Source organism: Oceaniferula spumae, from assembly GCF_042849255.1.
Classification (GTDB): Bacteria; Verrucomicrobiota; Verrucomicrobiia; order Verrucomicrobiales; family Akkermansiaceae; genus Oceaniferula; species Oceaniferula spumae.
Window position 1 is genome coordinate 78,191 of record NZ_AP026866.1, and the last position, 20,515, is coordinate 98,705.

Below are 20,515 nucleotides of genomic sequence, written 5' to 3' on the forward strand. Positions count from 1 at the left end.
TTGAATTAATGCCGTGGCAGGTGCATGGACATGTCCGCCATGGACACGTGGATGCTCATCATCGCCACACTGCTGGCAGCGGCCGCCGCTGTTCAGGGAGCGAACTATGTGCGCCGAGGTGTCCGCTCGCCGTGGACGATGATCTGGATGCTGCTGTCGTTTATCGCGCAGCTGGTTCTTCTGGGCATGCGCGGAGACCTTCGCGGTGCTTGTCCGCTCGGAGATACCGGGGAAATCCTGATCTTCTCGGCGTGGTCACTGACGATGTTTTACATGGCGGTGGGCTCGGTTTACCGACTCTCCTTGCTGGGTGTTTTCACCGCTCCACTGGTCGCCTTTTTACTAGGCCTCGCACTGGTGCCGGGCATGATGGATCCGAATCCGGAACATGTGCTGGTGGTCGATGGCTGGCGTGAGGCGCACGCGGCATTTTCTGTGCTGGCATACGGAGCACTAGGCCTGGCCGCAGTCGCAGGATTCATGTTCCTGCTGCTGAACCGCCGACTCAAGGACGCCAACATGGACAACGGCCTGTTCAGAAACCTCCCACCCGTGCGTGAGCTGAGCAGGGTGGTGCGTCGCCTGCTTGTGCTTGGTTTTGCCATTCTCACATTGGGTCTGATTTGTGGCCTGGTCATGCAGAAAACCCAAGGCATGGGAGCGCACCTCGTGGTCGCGCTTTGCCAATGGGTTGCCTACGCGCTTCTGCTGATTATCGAGCGGCGGAGGGGCATGCCAGCGCGGAAGCTGGCGCTCGCGGCCGTTGCGCTCTTCATACTCTCACTGTTGATATTTCCGCTGCTGTAAGTGGAATTTTTATAGATGGAACTTGTTTGTCTGGGACTGAATCACGAAACCGCACCCGTCGAGGTGAGGGAGCACTTCGCTGTGAACGCCGAGAAATTAGGCGAGAAAGCACGTGAGATCATCGAGCTCAGCACCATCGCCGAGAGTGTCGTTCTTTCCACCTGCAACCGCATGGAAATCTACGTCGCCACCGAGGATGCCGAGTACGGAGCCAAGATCCTCAACGATCATCTCGCCAGCAGCCACGATGCTGTGGAAATGGAGCACCTCTATCAGAAATCAGGCGATGAGGCGGTGAACCATTTGTTCCGACTCGTCTGCGGCCTCGACTCCATGGTGCTCGGAGAAACCGAGATCTTCGGCCAAGTCAAACAAGCCTACCAGCAAGCACTGGAATCGGGCGCTACCAAGGGCGTCCTGAATAAGCTGTTCCAGAAATCATTCACCGTAGGCAAACGCGTCCGCACCCACACTCGCATCCAGATGGGGCAGACATCCGTCGGCAGCGTCGCCGTGGATCTGGCGGCTAAAATTTTCGGCAATCTCAAGGGCTGCCACGTCATGGTCATCGGAGCGGGGGAAATGAGCCGCCAGGTGGCGAAAAGCATGCTCTCACGCGGAGCCACCGATCTCACTGTAACCAATCGCACCAACCAGCGCGCCGTCGATCTCGCCGAGGAACTTGGCGGCGAAGCCGTGCCTTTCGACTGCTGGGAAAACACTCTCGTGAATGCCGATGTGGTGGTCTCCTCCACCGGAGCATCCGAGCCAGTGCTCAAAGCCAGCCAGATCGAGGCCGTGCGCCGGAAACGGAAATACCGCCCGCTTTTCCTCATCGATATCGCCGTGCCACGTGATATTGAGCCCGCTGTGGGTGAAATCGAGGAGGTATACCTTTACGATATTGATAAACTGCAGCAGCTTGCTTCCGAAGCCAGAGAGTCGCGTGCCCAGCAGGTGCGCTTGTGCGAGCAGATGATCCAGGAGGAAATCAAACCATGAAACCATTGATTATAGGCACCCGCGGCAGCGCCCTTGCGCTCGCCCAAGCGGAGATGACAGAAACGATTCTGCGTGAGGTATTTCCTGATCGGGAAATCATCCGCAATGTCATCACCACCACAGGTGACCGCCGCACCGATGTGCCACTTTCCCAAGTCGCAAAAGTCGAGGGCGTGATCGATAAGGGCGTATTCATCAAGGAGCTCGAAGTGGCCTTGGAAAATGGCGAGATCGATATCGCCGTGCACAGCATGAAGGATGTGCCCACCGTGTTAGCCGATCACTTTGCCATCGCAGGCGCACTCGAGCGAGCTCCGGTCAATGATGTCTTGATCAGTTGTCAGCCCGGCGGTCTGTTCTCATTACCTCAAGGTGCAACCGTCGCCACCAGCAGCGTGCGCCGTCAGCGTCAGCTCCACTGGCTGCGACCTGATCTCAAGCTCGTTGATATTCGCGGCAACGTGCCCACCCGCATGCAGAAGCTGCGCGACAACGATGAACTCGATGCCATCATGCTCGCTGAAGCCGGTCTTGTTAGGCTCGGCTATGATCTGGGAGAGGAAATTGACGGCCTCTTTGCGAAGCCACTGGATACCCTCAGATTTTACCCCGCCGCAGGGCAGGGGATTGTGGGGTTTGAAATCCGGAAAGACGACGATGACGCCCGCACTTGTGCCGAGGCCATCACCCATCAGCCGTCCATGATTCTCTGCCGTGCCGAACGCGAATTCCTCAGATTGTTAGACGCAGGCTGCCACACACCAGTCGGAGTCAGATCAAATATCCAAGGCAATGAACTCCACATGTTAGGCCGCGTGTTTGATGAAAACACCGATGACAATCCCACCGAGTCCAGTGTGGTCGGCCCAGCGGATAAGCCGGAGGAAGTGGCCCGCGAACTTTTCGAAACACTCGCATGAAACAAGGAATTTGCTACCTCACAGGTGCCGGCCCTGGCGATCCCGGCCTGGTCACGCTCAAGGCGCAGCGCTGCATCGCTGAGGCGGATGTGCTGGTTTACGATGCCCTCAGCAGCACCGAGCTACTGACCTGGACGAAGAAGGACTGCGAGAAAATCGACGTCGGCAAACGAGCCGCCTGCCACAAGATGCGCCAGGAGGAAATCAATCAGCTACTCGTGGAAAAAGTCCGCGAGGGCAAGGTGGTTGTCAGGCTGAAAGGCGGCGATCCGATGATTTTCGGTCGCGGCGGCGAGGAGGCCGCGGAGCTGGCCGAGGCCGGGCTCAAGTTTGAAATCATCCCCGGCATTTCCTCCGCCTTTGCCGGTCCGGTTTACGCAGGCATCCCACTGACCCACCGTAATTACGGAGCGCAACTCACACTTTTCTCCGGTCACGAAGCCGAAGGGAAGGGGCAGGGGGCCGTGGACTACGAGCTGTTAGCCAAAACCCCGGGAGCCAAAATTTTCCTCATGGGCGTGTCACGGCTACGCGACATCACCGGCCGCTTCATCGAAAACGGCGCGGACCCAGAAACACCGATCGCTCTAACACGCTGGGCCACCACGGGTCGGCAAAAAACCATCACCGGCACCCTTGCCACCATCGCGGACATCGCGGAACAACAAAACTTCAAGGCCCCCGCCGTGGGTGTCATTGGCAACATCATCAAAGAAATGGACAAAATCAAATGGTATGAAGACCGCCCGCTCAAAGGCAAACGCATCGTCGTCACCCGCAGCCAGGAGCAAGCCAGCGGACTGGTCAGCGAACTCACCGCACTTGGTGCCGATGTGTTAGAACTGCCCGTGCTACGCATCGTCGATCCTCAGAACAAACAGGAATTCGCAGAGCTGGTGACCGCCGCGCATACCTACGATTGGCTGGTATTCAGCAGCACCAACGGCGTGCGCCGCTTCTTCGATGCCTTCTTCTCCGTTTACAAAGACGCCCGCAGTATCGGAGGTGTTAGAATCGCCGTCGTCGGCCCCGGCACCCAGCAAGCCGTCGAGCAATACCGCTTCTCCGCCGATCTCGTACCGGATAAACACATCGCCGAAGGTCTCATCGAAGCATTCAAAAACGAGCACGACATCGAAAATCAAACCATGCTCTGGGTCCGACCCGAAAACGCCCGCCCAGTCCTCAGAGAAGGCCTCGAAGAGCAGCGCGCCATCGTCGATGAATGTCTGGCCTACGGCATCGAAGCCGAAACCAGCGACCCCACCGGAGCCGCCGAACGATTCAAAACCGACGGCGCCGACCTGGTCACCTTCACCAGCTCCTCCACCGCCCAATATTTCCACGATCTAGGCCTCCCATGGCCCAAAGGCTGCCAAGCCGCCAGCATCGGCCCAATCACCACCGCCAAACTCAAAGACCTAGGCCGCACCAACATCGTAGAATCCAACGAACACAACATCGAAGGCCTAGTAAAAACCATCGTAGAGACTTTGAGCTAAGGAGCATGGACATTCCTGTCCATGGACAACCCAAGCACGCAACCTAGGCCCACAACCCAAGCAAACAACCTAGGAAAAATTTCCGTCAATTCCGATTCTTCCGTGGTTCCAAATCGAACCCAGAAGCCTTGTAAACTTTCGCGTATTTAGCGTATTTCGCGGTAAAAAAACTACCAAGGAACTTCCGTCCCATCGATATACCAAAATCTCCCCGATTGCTCCTTCTTCAGCCCGGTGATCAGCTTAAGCACCTGCTTCACGCTATCCTTAGGTTCCAGCGGCGCACCATCTCCACCCATATCCGTCTTATTGTGCCCAGGGTTAAGCGCGATGACGATGAATCCCTCCTTGCCATACTGCGCATGCAGTTGACGAGTGGCCATATTCAGCGCCGCCTTGCTGATCGAATAAGCGGTGTAAATCCCATTGGTCCGGCTAATGCTGCCCAGCCCCGAGGAAACGTTGACGATCTTCGGCTGCTTGGACAGTTTCAGATTCGGCTTCAATGCCTCGGCCAGCAGTAGGGGACCAGCCGTGTTGATATCAAAACAACGCTGCAGCGACTCCCGGTTCAGTTCCCGATTCATATAACCCGCATTGTTCAGCAGAATATCGATTTTCTGCCCCTTGAGAGTCTTGGCCAGATTGGCAATGTCCGCGTCACTGGTGATGTCCAGTTTCAGCACCGTGGCCCCGGTCGCCTTCAGCTCCTTGGCCTCCTCCGGCTTCCGCGCCGTACCAATCACCTTATGCCCGGCCGCAGCCCACTGCTTGGCATGCTCCAAACCCAGCCCCCGATTCGCCCCCGTCACCAGCACCGTGAGTTTTTCATCTTCCGCCTTGCTACAGTTCGGCAAAAAAACAGCCAACGCGAGAGCAAGGACAAGACGACTGAGGACAGCGAGAGTAGTGGACTTTGGTTTGGTGGTCATGATTTGGAAATAGGTTATACGTTAGATAGCACAAGGTTCACACCCTGTCAGCCGTTGATCTCATGATCAACAACACTGAGGCTGTAATTTCAGAAAAGCGTAACGACTACCGAAGCCGACCTACTAACGAGCTTTATCGAGAAGCAGCTAGTGGAGGGGGGAGTCAGATGCGAGCATTCTTATTTGTGTGTAATGCATCATTTCTATGCCGACCCTTATCTCCCCATTATCGTTAGTATTCTCTGTAGTATTGATTCCCTACGATTCTAATGGCTGAACCATCTTTCGATTGCCTTGGCTTTGTGAGCAGGTGAGGTTGAAGTCTCTCGCCAGTGATTAAGAATAGGCTGGAACAACTCACGGTGGGAAAGACTGTTTTTTGTAAGGTCTAAAAGGTCTGAAACCAACTGAACCGCAATATTATCTTGTTCGCTCTTAAACATGTATAAATATGTGAGTAGATACTCAAGATATGATCGGTTTCGCGAATTTTTGTATGCGTCTTTTAACAGGGCTGCCACCGAGCGAAGTTCGGTCTCGATATCTGGGTGGAGCAACCATAATAATGCAGTGTATCCATCTTTATCACTAGGTTTATCCTTTGAAATATGAATATGTTTAACGGCGGTTCCGTTTGGGAAGAATGCTTTAATGAGGGATTTTACGTCGCCGAAGTCAACATGTACGGGTGGGCTAACTGAAAAGTGAGAAATCTCGTTGCGATAAAAGAAGTGTTGGATTGTAGCGCTAACAACTGCAGGTATGTGCGTGTTCTCGCCGGGAAGCAAAATTTCGAACGGGTGAAGCGTGCCTCGTCGGTGGAAATGCCAGTGAGAAGATGTATCTAACTCGGGCGATATCGATAGAAATGCTTTACGCAGCTCATCTGCTCGCTCGGGAATATTTGAGATTAATTCACCCCAGCCCAAAATGTTTACTGCTGTAAGAGCCTGTGGTTCTGATATTATTGCATCGGCCAAAGATTCCTTGAATGAGCTATAATCTACTTCAGCCTCTTGGTCTATCCACCAAGAAACAAGGGCAACCCTTACACCTAGCTTAGGCCATTCTTTCAACAAGGCTTTCCAATCCATCGTTTCAGGAGCAATTTCCTCACGTCTGAAAACATGTGGACGTGGAATTGTTTCTATCCAAGAGGTAAACTGCTCCTCATTTAATTTACAAGCAGTTTCCTCGGGTTGATCCTCAAAAGGAAGGTAGGTTTGTAGATTTCGAGGAAGAGCCTTTTTGATGCTTTCGGGTGCGGGAAGAAATACATCATACAGCATACTATAATTTTCTAACGAGGAAGAGTTAGCGAACCGAAGTATGGCGACAACAACTCCAAATAGGCCACCTCGTTTTTCCCACACGTAACTATCGCTATGGCGAAGCATGCTAGCTAGGGATTTCTCTATAAATTTTCCGCCTTGCCAGTCGTAGTCGCTTACACAGCGAGAAATTCCCGAGACAGTTTGCTCAATCTTAACCTCCTCCGGGACTATACCAGTCGTGTGCCTGAGAATTTGGATTGTGTGAGGTAAGTGTTCTGGTGCTTCTGGATCAACTTCGAGGAGGAATTTAGAAATAGAATCGGGATCATTCGGTAGTTGTCCAAGTGCGCTCCGTACCCCAGCGTGACCTAGTTCGTACCAATTCATCTCTTTGAGTTGCTGGTAAGCCAGTTTTGCTAACCATTTAGAATAAGGTGAGTTACGAGCAGAGCGTATCGTCCAGCTACCAAAGAGTATGGCTTGAAAATCTGCTGGTTTTGATCGAATGGCTTCATAGCATTCTGAAGCTTCGGGGTCATGATCTTTCACCAGACGGGACAAAATAATGGCCCCTCCAATTGATTCCGAAGGAGATGCTTCGTTAAGTCGTTCCAAACAGAAGCTGATTAGCCATTTTCTGGTCTCATGATGGTTTATTCCGATAAGGGAACCCAAGTCAGAGATATCCGGAGATGCTATTAAAGGTTCTAAGGGAGTCCGGAATTTAGCCCTGATTCTTTTGTCTTGTTCAAGCACCCCGTCTTGGAACAACCGGGCCGCTAATAAAGCTCCACGCGCCAGTCGTCGGCTTAAAGGGCGTGGTAGTTCGTTACCCCCTGATTCATTGAGGGTCTCAAGCGCCACCACGAGTTCGTTTATCTCTCCTTGCCGGCGAGCTTCTATCATCGCGCTGAGCAGAAAGTGAAAGACCTCGCGCCAATGTGCGTCACCCGCAAGTGCATAAATGCGTTCTCGAAATTCTTCTGGCGTGGCTGCGTCGTGAATAAACTCCGCCGCAAAAAATTCCTGTAGCTGTCGAATATCGAATCTCAAATTGTTTCCATCATCCGGGGTGTTTACCAGCACCAGCCTAGTCGCGGTAGCTTCGACTAGCGTATCCAATGTTTCTTCAATAAACCCAGACTTCATTTCTTCGACCGCAACCTTTGCCAAATGCGTGAATTGTTCTCTTGAGAGCGCCGTTTGAGCGCCCTCGCTAGTTTCTGATTTAGCATGAAGCATGAATCCTAATCGATTATGAATCGTACGTAATAGTAAGTCCTCCTCGCGTAACAATTTTGCAATACGCTCATCGGGAAGGTCGCGGTTTGCCTCGCGCCGTTTGATAACTTGGTAAAAGTTTTCGAAAAGTTGCCACCTGCGCTCTGGGGGTTTTTTGCCGTCACGAACAACCACAGCCATGATATGCGATTGTAAAGGGGTCGTCATAAGTGACGCAACGGCTGGTGACGCAATTGATGATCGCAGTATTGAGACTCCTTTTTCAGCTTCAACCTCACTTCGACCGATTCTGATTACGGGTTCGGCACACTCTAATGCCTTATCTGGAGTTAGGGGGACTAACTTGCTAACTGCCGCCTCCAAACTATCAAACTGCCCCGAATATCCCTGTGGTCGTGACGTGCACAGAAAATGAGCATCGCTATTGCACTCGATGGCTGTATCTTCAATGAACTCTTTAATATGAGAAGACAGTTTGTCTTTGACGTCATTTGGCACCTCGTCCAGACCATCGAACGCTATGAACCATCGTTGTGAACCGAGAGCTCGTTTGATGGTAGCCGGTGAAACATCTTTGTTCACATATGCCGATATCTGTAAAGCGAGGTATGGTAACACCCCCTTTGCTGTGTTATCTGGCTGTTTCCCAAACCATTGTGCGTAATCTCTGAGCTCGATTGATATCGGAATGCGTGGACTCTCTACCCAATGGCCGCGTGCAATTGCATCACCTTTTATTTCCCTAGCTGCATCTCTTAATTTGAAGGAAATAGGATCGCCATCCCAATCAAGAATGAGTGAAGCACGCTGTAGCTGTGAGAAATATTGTCCTGTTGTCGACTTTCCGTTCCCTGGACCTCCAAGGATAAACCACACGCGAGAGCGGGAAGGGTGTCTATTCCATTGGCGCCATTTGGGATCGTCACTGTCTGGTTGAATAGAATGAACTCGAGAGGAAGTCCTTAGTAGCTCACGAGCAATAAGCCCGTCAAAATGGCATTCATCACACCGAAACGGTAAATCAACGAACAATCTATGGACGCCTGGGCGATTGTCCGATTCAGATCCCGCTTGATCCAATTTTGTGAACTGATGAGTTTCAAACTCCCTTATAACAAGGTATCGGATGATATCTTTTAATGACGCCTTGTCGTCCTCGAGGCTGTCGTATAGCTCTTTGAGAACATGTCCTGGAGTGAGGAAGTGGCCATAGTAATCAGCCACTTTTGGGTTTAGAGCCAGCAGATCGATGATTTTACGGCCACCCCATATATGAAAGTTGTTTTTGAGCTTTGGATTCGCCTGGCTTACGAGTTTGCGGGCTTTGTCGAATGCTCCGGTTTGCGGAGTCCCACTTGGATCGACGTTGGTTGCGATGATCCAATTGTTGGGCCACTCCCTTGATTCACTTTCCTCGAACGCAGTAATTTCCTTGGTAATTTGCTGGAGTAACCATTTTTGAGGATCTTTTGACAGGTGGGGTTTGTGGAACTTGGATTGGATATACCATTTTCCTTTCCAGTTCTCCTTCTGGCTCGGGTACGGGGCTGTTCCTTCGAAATAGCCGTCTCTTCCTCCATCAGCCCCGGGAGCAAAACCTGTGTGACCAGATCCAAGCACTTTCAAGCTTAACATGTTAACCATTTGCTCAAAGCTGTTGGGGTCGAGGTGAGTTAGGTCGTGTGGTTCAGACATATAGGATAGGTGATTGGTTTATTAAATTTATTGTGAGAGCTTAATAGCAGAGCCGATCAAATGGCGCAGTGATCGAGGGGGGTAGCAGTAGTAAATGATTGTCATCGTAAGCAGTATCTGACCATCGCTCAGCCAATAGGTGTAATTGTGTTGTGAACGCGAGCGTTTTCATTGGGATACGGTGAGAGAAAATTTGATATATAGCGAAGGAGAAAACTCTATGCTTTTATCCGCTCGATTAAACATCAACAAGGTAGAAAGCACATATGGATTAAGTTTATTTGTTAGCGAGCACCTGTTTTTCTATGCTCCTACAAATACTCGGTTTGGAGCTTTGCCAATCTTGCTATGTATGCACAGTTAGCCCTAGTGATCTTTCGCCTTGATACATCCTTAATCGTGTAAAAGTTTATTTATTAAAAAACATTATGATCATATTATTGGGCTCTGACCATTTGCTACAACTGCTCTTCAATGAGGTTTCTATGGTGTGATCAAACGGACATCGTGAAAGTAAGTGTTGTAGCGGGTGACATCTCTGGTGAGGATGGGGATCTCTAACGCGGTCGCGTGGGCGCCGATGAAAAAATCGGCTAGGGGAGCTGTCTTCGTGCCGCCGCGTTGCCGATATTGTTTGTAGGCTTGGGAAGTGAGAAACAGGGCTTCTCGTGGCAGTTCCTCCAAGTGCAGTCCCAGAGCGATCATGACGGCATCTACGTCTGCCGTGCCGCCAGCTTCGTAACAGAGTTCTGTGTAGATGAGCGGATTGATCAACAGGCGGTTTACATACTGGCTCAGTTGGTTCTCAGACCATTCCGACCATGTTTTGTCCTGTTCGGTGACGTCGAGGATCACGTTGGTATCCACCAGCACATAGGAAGATTCACTCATCGCCTCTTAATTCCTGCATAATTTCATCGGTGCTGCGGCCACGAGCGCGGTCTTTCCAAATGCCTCTCACCGCTTTCAGGCGTTCTTTCAGTTCCTCGGCGTTGCGGGGTGGGGCGAGAGCTTGTGGCTCGTTGACGGCGCGAGTTAGAATGGCGCGGGCTTCCGCTTCCATCGAAGTTTGGTTCTCGGCTGCGCGGAGGCGGAGCTTTTGCTTCACCTCCTCATCCAGGTTCCTTATGGTCAGGGTTGTACTCATGGTTTCATGCTAGCATTGCTAGCAATGCTGTCAATTTCAGAATGGGGAGGGGATTGGTTTGGTTTCGCTGGGTTTGTGGTGGCTAGATTTTGAACGAATGAACCTTCTGCCGTCTCTCCGAGACTTGAATCCGTATGGGGTGGGTGATCCGGTGGTTTGCACCACCGGCTAGTCTCTGTCGCCCTTTCAGGGCTGGCAGCTTGCTGCTATTCAGGACTTCGCGTCTATTCGCGTCCATTCGCGGTTGTGTCCTGTGTAGCCTTGGCGAGGTGGGGTTAAGAAGAAAGTCCGCCTTTACTGACAGTTTTTATACACAATTCGTCTTGCAAGTCTGCCAATGTGGGGCATTCTTTTTCGCGAACACAAAGTAAGTTGATAAACAAACTAATGATTAAGTTTCCAGCACACTCTCCGCTTTCTCCCGAGCAGCAAAACCAGCTCTCGGGCCTGCTTTCGTCATTGAATCCGCCGCAAGTCGCTTGGCTTGGGGGATTTTTGTCCGGTCTTCATGCTGACACCGCAGGCGCGGCTCAGCCGGCTTCTGAGCGTAAACTGACGGTGCTTTTTGGCACGGAATCAGGGAATTCGGAGGGGCTTGCGGATCAGGTTTACAAGACGGCTAAGAAAAAAGGTTTCAAGGCCAAGATCGTCAATATGTCCGAGACCACACCGGCGGAACTGGCTGATGCCGGCACGCTTTTGGTGGTGGTCAGCACCTGGGGCGACGGCGATCCACCGGAGGCTGCCGAGGATTTTTACAAGGATCTGATGGAAAAAGAAGTGTCGCTCGCGGGCGTCGATTTCTCCGTCTGTGCGCTGGGCGATACCAGCTACGATCAGTTTTGCAAAACCGGTCAGGACGTGGATGCTCGACTCGAAAAACTCGGTGCCACACGCATCGCGGATCGGGTCGATTGCGATGTCGATTTTGACGAGTCCTTCGAGCAGTGGAGCAAGTCGGTCTGGGAAAAACTCGGCGATGCCGCCGCAGTCAGTGCCGCTCCTGTTAGCATCGGCATGCCCGCCGCCCAAGTTTACGATAAGAAGAACCCGTTCCCAGCCGAAGTCATCGATAACCAGCTACTCAGCGGCGACTACTCGGCGAAGGAGACCATCCACCTGGAACTCTCGCTGGAGGGATCCGGATTCGATTACCAACCTGGCGATGTGCTCGCGGTCATTCCGCGCAATGCCAAGGACGTGGTGGAAGCGGTGATTGCTGCCACCGGACTCGATGCCAAGGCATCTGTGGACGTCAAAGGTGTCGGTCAAAAAACTCTCATCGATGCTCTAACACACGATCTCGATATCACCGGACTTTCGCGCAAGATCGTCTCGGCCTGGCAGGAAATTTCCGGTTCTGCGGAGCTGGCGAAACTGCTCGACGATGCCGCCAAGGGCGAGTTCAAGGACTGGACATATGGCCGGGAGATTATCGACTTGTTAGAAGAGCATCCGGCGAAACAGATCACCGCGCAGCAGCTGGTGGATATTTTGCGCAAGCTGCCACCGCGCCTGTATTCCATCGCCTCCAGCCCGAAGGCTCACCCTGGTGAAGTGCATCTGACGGTGGCTGCGGTGCGTTACGAGACGCATGGTAAATCCCGCAAGGGCGTGGCCTCCACTTATCTCGCCGATGCCGCGCACAAGGGGACTCCGGTTTCCGTTTACGTGCATCACAACAAGAACTTCCGTCTGCCTGAAAATGGCGACACCCCTGTGATCATGGTGGGGCCTGGAACTGGTATCGCTCCATTCCGCGCCTTTGTCGAGGAGCGTGCCGAAGCCGGAGCGAAAGGGGGCAGCTGGTTGTTCTTTGGCGACCAGAAATACAACGAGGATTTCCTCTATCAGCTGGAATGGCAAGACCATCTCAAGAGCGGTAACCTATCACGTCTCGACGTGGCATTCTCTCGCGACCAGCCGGAAAAAGTTTACGTTCAGCACAAGATGTTAGAGAACGGCAAGGAGCTGTGGAACTGGCTGGAAAAAGGTGCCCACTTCTACGTCTGCGGTGATGCCACGCGCATGGCCAAGGATGTGCACGATGCGCTGCTTGAAATCGTCGCCAGCGAGGGTGGTAAATCGCCTGAGGAAGCTGATGAGTATGTGGCGGCGCTCAAGAAAGAGAAGCGTTACCAGCGTGATGTGTATTAGTCAGATTGAAGAAACCAGAGTCCAGAGACCAGAATTTTAAAGACAATGAGTGAAGACAAAAAACTTTCGGCGAATGAGCCGTTGAAACTGAACAGTGACTACCTGCGTGGCACACTGGCGGAGGAAATTGCGGACACTAGCAATGGTGCGATTTCTGCCGACAGCCAACAGCTGAGCAAGTTCCACGGTATGTATTTGCAAGACGACCGCGACGTACGCGCTGGTCGCCGCAAGAAGAAGTTAGACAAGGCCTACAGCTTCCTGATCCGTGTGCGTCTGCCCGGTGGTGTGGCTACCCCCGAGCAATGGCTTGCGCTCGACAGCATCTCGGACCAATACGCGAACGGCACTCTGAAAATCACCACACGCCAGACCTGGCAGCTTCACGGGGTGATTAAAAACAACCTCAAGGCCTCGATCCAGGCGATGAACAAAGTCGCGGTGGACACCATCGCCGCCTGTGGCGACGTTAACCGTAACGTCATCTGCAACGCCAATCCTCACCTCAGCGATGTGCATGCGGAGGCTGTGGAACTGGCTAACAACATCAGTAACCATCTCAAGCCGCGCACCCGTGCGTTCCATGAGATCTTCCTCGATGAGGAAAAAATCATCTCCAGCGAAGAGTTCGAAGAGCCGCTTTACGGGCCGACCTATCTGCCACGTAAGTTCAAGATCAACGTCGCGATCCCACCGCACAACGATACGGACATCTACGCCCAGTGCCTTTCCTTCATCGCCATCGTTGAAGACAAAAAAATCGTCGGCTACAACGTCACCGTCGGTGGCGGCATGGGCATGACTCACGGTGTGGAAGAAACCTTCCCTCGCACGGCGGACGTAATCGGCTTCTGCACGCCTGAGAAAGCGGTCGACGTTGCTGAAAAAGTGATGCTCGTGCAGCGCGACTTCGGCGAGCGTGGCGACCGTAAATGGGCTCGTCTCAAATACACCGTCGAGCGCATGACGGCCGATGGTTTCCTCTCCAAGCTCAATGAATACCTCGGCTACGATCTGGAACCGGCACGTGACTTCAAGTTTGAGTCGAACGGCGACCAGTTCGGCTGGGTCAAGGACGACAAAGGCAACCACCACCTCACACTCTTCGTGCCCGGTGGCCGCGTGCTCGATACTCCATCCTGCCCGATGAAAACCGGCATCGCTGAAATCGCCAAAGTGCTCAAAGGCGAGTTCCGCATGACCGCGAACCAGAACCTGATTATTTCCAACATCACCGATGCGCAAAAGCCGGAGATCGAGGCCTTGTTAGAAAAATACAAGATTCTCAAGACTCACGAACGCACCGCGCTGATGCTGAATTCCATCTCCTGCGTGGCACTGCCAACCTGCGGTCTGGCACTGGCCGAGGCCGAGCGCTATCTGCCCACCGTCATCACCGATCTCGAAGAAGTGGTGGAGGAGTCCGGACTGCGTCACGATGCCATCACCATCCGCATGACTGGCTGTCCGAACGGCTGCGGTCGTCCGTATCTCGCCGAGATCGGATTTGTCGGCAAAGGCCCTAACAAATACAACGTTTACCTCGGTGGCGGCTTCCATGGCCAGCGCCTGAACAAGCTCTACCGCGAGTCGGTTTCCGGCGAAGACATCAAGGCTTTGCTTTCACCGATCATCGCCGACTACGCCAAGCAGCGTAACGATGGCGAACGCTTCGGTGACTTCGTCATCCGCGCCGGTTACGTCAATGAGACCACAGCGGGTAACAATTTCCACGCCAATATCCTCACGGAAGTCGGCGTTTAACACTCTCTAACTGATATCCAATCATGAACTCCACGGCAAAACATATTCCCGCGCAAAGCGACGTTGAAAAGGTCAATGAAGCCTTTCTTCAGATGTCGGCTCCCGACCGCGTTAAGTGGTTGCACGAGGAATTCGGATCGCGTCTGGTGCTGAGCAGCAGCTTCGGCCTGCAAGCCGCGATCATGCTTCATCTTGTCAGCGAACACGCGCCGGAAATGCCGGTGGTGTGGCTCGATACCGGTTACCTGTTTCCGGAAACCTATCAGTATGCCGAGCAGTTGATCACGGACCTTGATGTAAACGTCAAAGTCTATCAGCCGAAACTTTCCGCCGCTCGTCAGGAAGCTCTCTACGGAAAACTCTGGGAGCAAGGCGAGGAGGGGAACAATCAATACGGCCTGATCAACAAAGTCGAGCCGATGAACCGCGCACTGCAAGAACTCGGTGCCGATATCTGGGTGAGTGGCCTGCGCCGTTCACAGTCGAGCACCCGCGCCGACCGCCAATTTGCCGAGCAGCAAAAGCGAACACTCAAGGTCTATCCGATCCTCGACTGGTCAGACCCACAGGTCTCCGCCTATTTCTACGATCACAAACTGCCCAAGCACCCGCTGGAAGCCAAAGGCTACGCCACCATGGGCGACTGGCACTCCACCAAACCCCTCGAGGAAGGTGAGTCGGCAGAAAGCTCAAGATTCGGCGGCAGCAAATACGAGTGCGGCCTGCACCTGAGTTCCGGCGCGAATGATTTCCAGATTTAAGCGGTGATTTGCTGAGCGCTTGCGAAAGTAGGGCGAGTTTGTAACTTGCCGACAAGCCAAGTGAGTGATTCGTTGATGGGATGATCATTCCCAAGTTTGCCGACAACTTGCAAAGTTGTCCTACCTTGACCAATCTGAAGCCGTGAGTAATCAGAAAAAAACAGCCCTCCTCATCCTAGGTCACGGCTCCTCGAAACACCCGGAATCCTCCGCGTCTGTTAGGATGCACACAGAGGTGCTGCGCGAGCGAGGTGACTTCGCCGAAGTGCACTGTGCTTTTTTAAAAGAAGAGCCGTTCATTGCGGATGCACTGGACAAGATCGAGGCTGAAAATATCTGCATCGTTCCGGATTTTCTGGCTGAAGGGTATTTCACCCGCCAGGTCATTCCCGAGTTACTGAAGCTGGATCAACAGCCTGAGACCGTGCGTTATTGCCCGCCGGTGGGAACTAATGACATGATGCAGCAGCTGATCGAAATGGCGGCGATGGCGGACATGAAGGATTGGAAACCTGAGCAAACTAGCCTGCTGTTAGTGGGTCACGGTTCCACCAAGAACTCAAAGTCCAAACAGACCTTGCTCGATCACATCGAGGCACTGAAGCAAACCAGCCCCTTCGCCCAAATCACCGATGTCTGGCTGGAAGAAGCTCCGTTTGTGCAGGACTGGCAACAATTTGTGACCGAAAAACAGGTGCTCGTTCTTCCTTTTCTACTCTCCAACGGCCAACACGGCGGCTGGGACATTCCGGCAGAGTTGGGCATTGGAAAAGGGGATGTGGTGCATGGCGTGACTCACACCTTGCAGGGGCGGAACGTCCGCATAGCCCCGGCATTGGGAACATCGCCACAGTTTGCCGGTGTGATTGCCGCCATTGCCCACATTTGGGGTGGTCAGGGTACTTAAAAAACGCGCCGACTCCGTGGTGGAATCGGCGCGATTGTGGATTGTTTCAGAGAAACGCCAGTGAAATTACTCGGCGGTCTCTTTCATTTTCTCAAGGCGCTCCTTGAATGCGCCAGCGTGTTTGGCGTATTTGCTTTCAGGAGCAGCGGCGATGATGTCGTCGATGACGGCACCAGCTTCGTCGAACTTCTTATTGCGAAGAAGTGGGTCCATTTTCATGGCGAGAATCTGCTGCTTCTCTTCACCTTCGACTTTGTATTCCTTGATGAAGGCATCGATTTTGCCGAGGGCATCGTCAACGTTGCCGGCACGTGAGGCGGTAGCGACTTCTTTTTCGAGAGTGCTCTGTGCTTCTTTGCGCTTCTGCTTGGCTACGAAGCCAGTTTCGTCCTTAGGATCGAGCTTGGCGACTTGGTCGACAACATCGGAATACTGACCGTGGTAGTCTTCTGGGATGGTGTTCAGGGCTTTTACAAGGGCCTTGGCTTTGTCGACTCCGCTGAGTTTGTCAGCAGCAGCAAATGCCTCGTCGCGCTCGACGCGCTTGGCACGCAGTTCATCGAGATGAGCAACGTATTTTTCAGGGCCACCGGCTTGGTAGCCAGTTTTTGCGTAAGGGCGGCCTTTGGCATCCAGAAGAAGGATGGTGGGGAATCCACGCACACCGTATTTGGCCTGAAGGGATGAGTTTTGGTCCTGGATCTCTTGGCTGAGCTTGGATTTGTCACGTGGGAAATCGAGTTCCACGAGAACGAATTTATCGGCAACACCAGTCTTGAACGGATCGTGTTGGAAAACTTCCTTGTTGAGCTTGATGCACCAACCGCACCAGTCGGAACCGGTGAAATCGACAAGAAGGTCTTTGTTCTCCGCAGCGGCCTTTTTCTGAGCGGCTTCGAAGTCGGTCATCCAATTGTCACCGCCAGCGGTGGCAAAGGAAGCTGTGATGGCCAGAGCGAGGCTGGCGAGTATTGTTTTTTTCATGATGAATAACTGCTAGTTACAGTGTTGTTGGAATACAGGCTGTGCCTGCTATTACCATTTGTCCAATGAATATCGTCACTGTGCTAGGTGCTTGTTTATTTTATTTCTACCCAATTATCAGAAGTTTTCCAAATTGGGATGTTTTCGGATTGCCCTGAGGCTCGGTCACGGCAGGATGAGCGCGCAATGGCATACACGGCGGAAAAAGCCTTCAATCTGATCGAGGCAGCGCATAAGAGGGGCAGGTTGGCCCACGCATTTCTGATCACCGGGGACCCGGGGAGCGGGAAAAGCGAACTCGCGACCAAGGTCATCAATCTGATTAATCCTCCCGCTGAGAGCGGCGGAATGAATCTATTCGGTGAACCGGAGGAGGTCGAAACGCCGAAACTTGAAGAGCTGGAGGGCGATCTCGTGCGTATCGTCAGGCCAAAGTCAAAATCACGCCGGATCGTGGTCGATGACATTCGCGGACTGGAAAAATCGTTTTATGTAGCCTCCGCCACCGGAAAGTGGAAGGTGGGTGTGATCGAGCACGCCGATCGGATGGGGGTAGGGGCGGAAAATGCCTTTCTCAAGACTCTCGAGGAGCCGCCGTCGGATTGCCTATTACTTCTGCTCTCGGATGCTCCGGAGCTTCTGCTGCCGACGATTCTCTCCCGCTGCGTGCGTCTGCCGCTGATGGCCAGCGTTGGTGGGCGGCTCGTTTCCGAGTCTCAGCAAGAACTGCTCGCTTCTCTAGCAGGACTGGCGAGACAGGGGATGGGAAAAATTGCTCACGCCCTGACCTTGCGCGCTGAGTTCAGTGCATTGCTAGCCAGAAGACGGGCTGAGATTACCAAAATCAACGATCTCGCACTTAAGGAGGAAACCTCAAAATACAAAAACACCACCGATGGTGAGTGGCTCAAACGCCGTGAGGACTTTTACAAAGGACACACCGAGTCCGAGTATCTGGGCGAGCGTGATAGGTTGTTAGAAGTGCTGATTGCTTGGTTGGGGGATGTCGTGCGCCAAAAATGCTCGGTCGAACGACTAGATTTTCCATCCGAGAAAGAAACGACTGCAATGGTGGCCGCTGGAAATGATCTCTCGGAGTTGTTGCAGCGGATGGATGCTTTGGAAAATTTACGGGCCAATCTGGAGACTAACGTGCAAGAGCAATTGGCGCTCGAGGTGGCCTTTTTGAAGGCTTTTGCTTGAGGTGGGGCCAAGCATGATGTGTTCACATGGCTTGCCGACAACTTGCAAAGTTGTCCTACTTCGGAGACCGTAATGTTAGAATCGCCACCTCTGGTGCACAGGAGAATCTCACTCTGCGGCCGACGGTGCCCAGCCCGCGACTGACGAAGATGCGCGAGTCATTTTGAGCATACTCGCCGTAGATGTATTTCCTGCCGTAACGCACTTTCACTGGGGCATACCCGATGAGAGGCACACGGCACTGCCCTCCGTGAGTGTGACCGGAGAGTTGCAGATCGACTCTATGACTAGCTCTGAGATCATCAAAGACATCGGGTTCGTGAACAAGCGCCAGCACTGTCTCACCAGTATAGCCACGCCAGCAGGCCGGAGCGTCGACCGTGCCAGACCAGATAGAGTCCGTTCCAGTGATGTAGAGTTTTTCACCTCGTATGCGAATTCCGGTGCCTTGGTTGACGAGGAACTCCATGCCGTTTTGCTGAAAGCCATTGCGGAAAAATTGTTGGTTTTTGCTCCAGCCATCGTGATTGCCCATGATGCCGTAGATTCCGTGTTTGGCTTTCAATCCCGCTAGCACAGACATCAATGGATCAAATACATCGGCTCTGTCTGTGATGAAGTCACCTGTTAGAGCAACGAGATCTGGATTGGCCGAATTCACGGCGGCTACCGCTTCTGCGATCAATGGCTCGTCCTTGTCGGGATTGAAATGAAAGTCGGTCATCTGGGCGATCACCAGTCCGTCCAGTGCCGAGGGGAGCTTGGGAAGAGTGATCTCCTTTTCCGTGACCGTCAGCCAGCCAGGCTCAACCCAATGAGCGTATGAGAGTGCCCCTAGCGATCCCAGCACGCTGGTTCTGATGAAATTTCGCCGGTTGATGACACTGCCTTTTTTCTCACTCATATCTAATGACTCGACATTACAACGCCGGCTGTGTTCGATTTTGTCCATGGAGAATCAAGCAATCACCGCCAGCGGGCGTATTAGCATCGCTCAATACGCTATGGCGCTAGCGCACGTAGCCAGTTTGCGGTCAGAGGATCCTTTTCGGAAAGTAGGAGCTGCGGCGCTCGATTATGACAACCGCGTGGTTGGCACCGCCTACAACGGGCTGGCGCCGGGCTTCGATGCTCCTGAGGGCTTCTGGGACGATCGCGATGCGCGCCAGAAGTTCATGTTACACGCAGAGGTGAACCTATGCAGTCTGTTCAAGCGCGGTGAGGTGAAACTCATCGCCTCCACCACGATGCCTTGCACGGCCTGTATGCAGACCTTGTGCGCATATGGCATTGAGGAAATTTATTACAGAGACATCTATCAGGCCTCTGACGCACCTGAGATCGCTGCCACCTACGGAATCAAATTCGAGCAGGTGACAGACTATCCGTTAGGATAAATAAATCGGCTACTCAGCTTCGCCAAGATCCTCGGTTTCGCCGCCGTAGAAGCTGCGAATATACCCGAACTCAATGAGAGTGTCCTGCCAAGGAGCTAACACTCCATCATTGCGCCATACGAAACGCACTGCGCGGAGTTCTTTTTCAGCCTCCAGCTTGTCGCCACTTTCATATGCAATTGCGGCGCGAGAGTAGTAGTAATACGGGGAATCGTCCCAGATGTCGTATTTATTCATCAGCGCCTTGGCCTCGTCGATTTTGTCCAACTTGAGTTTGCATAGCAGCAGCTTGAACTCACAGAGGCGGATCATCGCCTTGTTATCAGCCGGAAGCTTGGGGATGAGCTTTTCGAAACGATCGTGGGCAGATGACCAGTTTTTGGTCACGAAATCGACTTCAGCCAGGTTGAACAGCACGTTGGTGTTCTTCGGGGCGATTTCTAGCACCTTTTCGAAGATGGCGTTGGCTTTGTCGAACGCACGAATTTCAACATAACACGCACCACGGATGTTCAGCGCAGCGGGGTGATTGGGGAAAATCTTATCGAGTTCGTCGAGCATTTCCAACGCATCAAAAATGCGCTTCTGGTTAAAGAGGTTCTGTGTTTTGAGCAGCTTCTGGCCATACTCTTGGCGCTTTTCTTTGGGGAGATTGGTGAACGCCTGCCACATTTTCACGGCTGGGGAGTTCGGATCATCTTGGGTGTCCTCCGTTTTCTTGGTGGCATCGGCAGCAGGAGCTGCGTCCTGAGACCATGCGGGGGTGGTCAGCGAGAGGGTGAAAAGAAGAGCTGTTAGGTGGTGTTTCATATCAAAAATTG

17 protein-coding genes are annotated in these 20,515 nt (G+C 52.9%); 10 read left to right on the plus strand and 7 right to left on the minus strand.

Annotated features, from left to right (window positions below; all coding sequences use genetic code 11):
- Positions 1-24 precede the first annotated feature (24 nt).
- Genes ccsA through cobA form a run of 4 tightly spaced genes read left to right on the plus strand, consistent with a single transcriptional unit; the run spans position 25 to position 4,231 of the window.
- The gene (ccsA, locus tag ACSPJT_RS00375; protein ID WP_435894392.1) at positions 25-807 is read left to right on the plus strand and encodes a cytochrome c biogenesis protein CcsA; all 783 of its coding nucleotides are present in this window, start codon (positions 25-27) and stop codon (positions 805-807) included.
- Positions 808-822: 15 nt separating this feature from the next.
- The gene (gene hemA / locus ACSPJT_RS00380) at positions 823-1,809 is read left to right on the plus strand and encodes a glutamyl-tRNA reductase (RefSeq protein WP_435894393.1); all 987 of its coding nucleotides are present in this window, start codon (positions 823-825) and stop codon (positions 1,807-1,809) included.
- A complete protein-coding gene (gene hemC / locus ACSPJT_RS00385) occupies positions 1,806-2,729 on the plus strand; it encodes a hydroxymethylbilane synthase (protein WP_435894394.1) in 924 nt (307 codons plus the stop codon). The genes hemA and hemC overlap by 4 nt, the downstream gene beginning before the upstream one ends.
- Positions 2,726-4,231 (plus strand): uroporphyrinogen-III C-methyltransferase, encoded by a 1,506-nt coding sequence (gene cobA / locus ACSPJT_RS00390; RefSeq protein ID WP_435894395.1) that lies wholly within the window; start codon positions 2,726-2,728, stop codon positions 4,229-4,231. Before hemC ends, cobA begins: the two co-directional genes overlap by 4 nt.
- A gap of 170 nt (positions 4,232-4,401) precedes the next feature.
- Here cobA and ACSPJT_RS00395 read toward each other — a convergent pair whose 3' ends face one another.
- The 4 genes from ACSPJT_RS00395 to ACSPJT_RS00410 form a co-directional block, all read right to left on the minus strand.
- Positions 4,402-5,163: an SDR family oxidoreductase gene (locus tag ACSPJT_RS00395; RefSeq protein ID WP_435894396.1), complete on the minus strand. Its 762-nt coding sequence runs from the start codon at positions 5,161-5,163 to the stop codon at positions 4,402-4,404.
- Positions 5,164-5,429: 266 nt separating this feature from the next.
- Positions 5,430-9,374 (minus strand): NACHT domain-containing protein, encoded by a 3,945-nt coding sequence (locus tag ACSPJT_RS00400; protein WP_435894397.1) that lies wholly within the window; start codon positions 9,372-9,374, stop codon positions 5,430-5,432.
- 483 nt (positions 9,375-9,857) lie between these two features.
- Positions 9,858-10,265, minus strand: a complete 408-nt coding sequence (locus tag ACSPJT_RS00405; protein ID WP_435894398.1) for a type II toxin-antitoxin system VapC family toxin — start codon at positions 10,263-10,265, stop codon at positions 9,858-9,860.
- Entirely contained in the window at positions 10,258-10,521 is a 264-nt protein-coding gene (locus tag ACSPJT_RS00410; RefSeq protein ID WP_435894399.1) for a FitA-like ribbon-helix-helix domain-containing protein, read from the minus strand. The genes ACSPJT_RS00405 and ACSPJT_RS00410 overlap by 8 nt, the downstream gene beginning before the upstream one ends.
- Positions 10,522-10,908: 387 nt before the next feature.
- On the opposite strand from ACSPJT_RS00410, the gene ACSPJT_RS00415 reads away from it, so the two are divergent.
- From ACSPJT_RS00415 to ACSPJT_RS00430, 4 genes are all read left to right on the plus strand, one after another.
- Positions 10,909-12,678 carry an assimilatory sulfite reductase (NADPH) flavoprotein subunit gene (locus tag ACSPJT_RS00415; RefSeq protein ID WP_435894400.1) on the plus strand — a complete coding sequence of 590 codons (1,770 nt, stop codon included), beginning with the start codon at positions 10,909-10,911 and terminating at the stop codon, positions 12,676-12,678.
- A gap of 45 nt (positions 12,679-12,723) precedes the next feature.
- A complete protein-coding gene (locus ACSPJT_RS00420) occupies positions 12,724-14,442 on the plus strand; it encodes an NADPH-dependent assimilatory sulfite reductase hemoprotein subunit (RefSeq protein WP_435894401.1) in 1,719 nt (572 codons plus the stop codon).
- A gap of 23 nt (positions 14,443-14,465) precedes the next feature.
- Complete coding sequence (locus ACSPJT_RS00425) at positions 14,466-15,203, plus strand: phosphoadenylyl-sulfate reductase (protein ID WP_435894402.1); 738 nt, start codon at positions 14,466-14,468, stop codon at positions 15,201-15,203.
- 142 nt (positions 15,204-15,345) lie between these two features.
- On the plus strand, positions 15,346-16,110 hold the full coding sequence (locus tag ACSPJT_RS00430; RefSeq protein ID WP_435894403.1) for a CbiX/SirB N-terminal domain-containing protein: 765 nt from the start codon (positions 15,346-15,348) through the stop codon (positions 16,108-16,110).
- A 66-nt stretch (positions 16,111-16,176) separates the two neighbouring features.
- Here ACSPJT_RS00430 and ACSPJT_RS00435 read toward each other — a convergent pair whose 3' ends face one another.
- Positions 16,177-17,094: a thioredoxin family protein gene (locus tag ACSPJT_RS00435; protein WP_435894404.1), complete on the minus strand. Its 918-nt coding sequence runs from the start codon at positions 17,092-17,094 to the stop codon at positions 16,177-16,179.
- A 186-nt stretch (positions 17,095-17,280) separates the two neighbouring features.
- On the opposite strand from ACSPJT_RS00435, the gene ACSPJT_RS00440 reads away from it, so the two are divergent.
- Positions 17,281-18,297 (plus strand): hypothetical protein, encoded by a 1,017-nt coding sequence (locus ACSPJT_RS00440; protein WP_435894405.1) that lies wholly within the window; start codon positions 17,281-17,283, stop codon positions 18,295-18,297.
- 55 nt (positions 18,298-18,352) lie between these two features.
- Here the strand turns inward: ACSPJT_RS00440 and ACSPJT_RS00445 are convergent, their stop codons facing one another.
- On the minus strand, positions 18,353-19,249 hold the full coding sequence (locus ACSPJT_RS00445; protein ID WP_435894406.1) for a metallophosphoesterase: 897 nt from the start codon (positions 19,247-19,249) through the stop codon (positions 18,353-18,355).
- On the opposite strand from ACSPJT_RS00445, the gene ACSPJT_RS00450 reads away from it, so the two are divergent.
- A complete protein-coding gene (locus ACSPJT_RS00450) occupies positions 19,248-19,694 on the plus strand; it encodes a deoxycytidylate deaminase (RefSeq protein ID WP_435894407.1) in 447 nt (148 codons plus the stop codon). The genes ACSPJT_RS00445 and ACSPJT_RS00450 overlap by 2 nt on opposite strands.
- A 9-nt stretch (positions 19,695-19,703) precedes the next feature.
- Here the strand turns inward: ACSPJT_RS00450 and ACSPJT_RS00455 are convergent, their stop codons facing one another.
- Positions 19,704-20,504 (minus strand): tetratricopeptide repeat protein, encoded by an 801-nt coding sequence (locus ACSPJT_RS00455; protein ID WP_435894408.1) that lies wholly within the window; start codon positions 20,502-20,504, stop codon positions 19,704-19,706.
- Positions 20,505-20,515 lie beyond the last annotated feature (11 nt).

Coding starts and splice junctions, on each gene's coding strand:
- ACSPJT_RS00440 (WP_435894405.1), top strand. CDS start 17,281: ATGGCATACACGGCGGAAAAAGCCTTCAATCTGATCGAGGCAGCGCAT.
- ccsA (WP_435894392.1), top strand. CDS start 25: ATGGACATGTCCGCCATGGACACGTGGATGCTCATCATCGCCACACTG.
- hemC (WP_435894394.1), top strand. CDS start 1,806: ATGAAACCATTGATTATAGGCACCCGCGGCAGCGCCCTTGCGCTCGCC.
- ACSPJT_RS00400 (WP_435894397.1), bottom strand. CDS start 9,374: ATGTCTGAACCACACGACCTAACTCACCTCGACCCCAACAGCTTTGAG.
- cobA (WP_435894395.1), top strand. CDS start 2,726: ATGAAACAAGGAATTTGCTACCTCACAGGTGCCGGCCCTGGCGATCCC.
- ACSPJT_RS00445 (WP_435894406.1), bottom strand. CDS start 19,249: ATGGACAAAATCGAACACAGCCGGCGTTGTAATGTCGAGTCATTAGAT.
- ACSPJT_RS00435 (WP_435894404.1), bottom strand. CDS start 17,094: ATGAAAAAAACAATACTCGCCAGCCTCGCTCTGGCCATCACAGCTTCC.
- ACSPJT_RS00420 (WP_435894401.1), top strand. CDS start 12,724: ATGAGTGAAGACAAAAAACTTTCGGCGAATGAGCCGTTGAAACTGAAC.
- ACSPJT_RS00450 (WP_435894407.1), top strand. CDS start 19,248: ATGGAGAATCAAGCAATCACCGCCAGCGGGCGTATTAGCATCGCTCAA.
- ACSPJT_RS00395 (WP_435894396.1), bottom strand. CDS start 5,163: ATGACCACCAAACCAAAGTCCACTACTCTCGCTGTCCTCAGTCGTCTT.
- ACSPJT_RS00425 (WP_435894402.1), top strand. CDS start 14,466: ATGAACTCCACGGCAAAACATATTCCCGCGCAAAGCGACGTTGAAAAG.
- hemA (WP_435894393.1), top strand. CDS start 823: ATGGAACTTGTTTGTCTGGGACTGAATCACGAAACCGCACCCGTCGAG.
- ACSPJT_RS00410 (WP_435894399.1), bottom strand. CDS start 10,521: ATGAGTACAACCCTGACCATAAGGAACCTGGATGAGGAGGTGAAGCAA.
- ACSPJT_RS00405 (WP_435894398.1), bottom strand. CDS start 10,265: ATGAGTGAATCTTCCTATGTGCTGGTGGATACCAACGTGATCCTCGAC.
- ACSPJT_RS00455 (WP_435894408.1), bottom strand. CDS start 20,504: ATGAAACACCACCTAACAGCTCTTCTTTTCACCCTCTCGCTGACCACC.
- ACSPJT_RS00415 (WP_435894400.1), top strand. CDS start 10,909: ATGATTAAGTTTCCAGCACACTCTCCGCTTTCTCCCGAGCAGCAAAAC.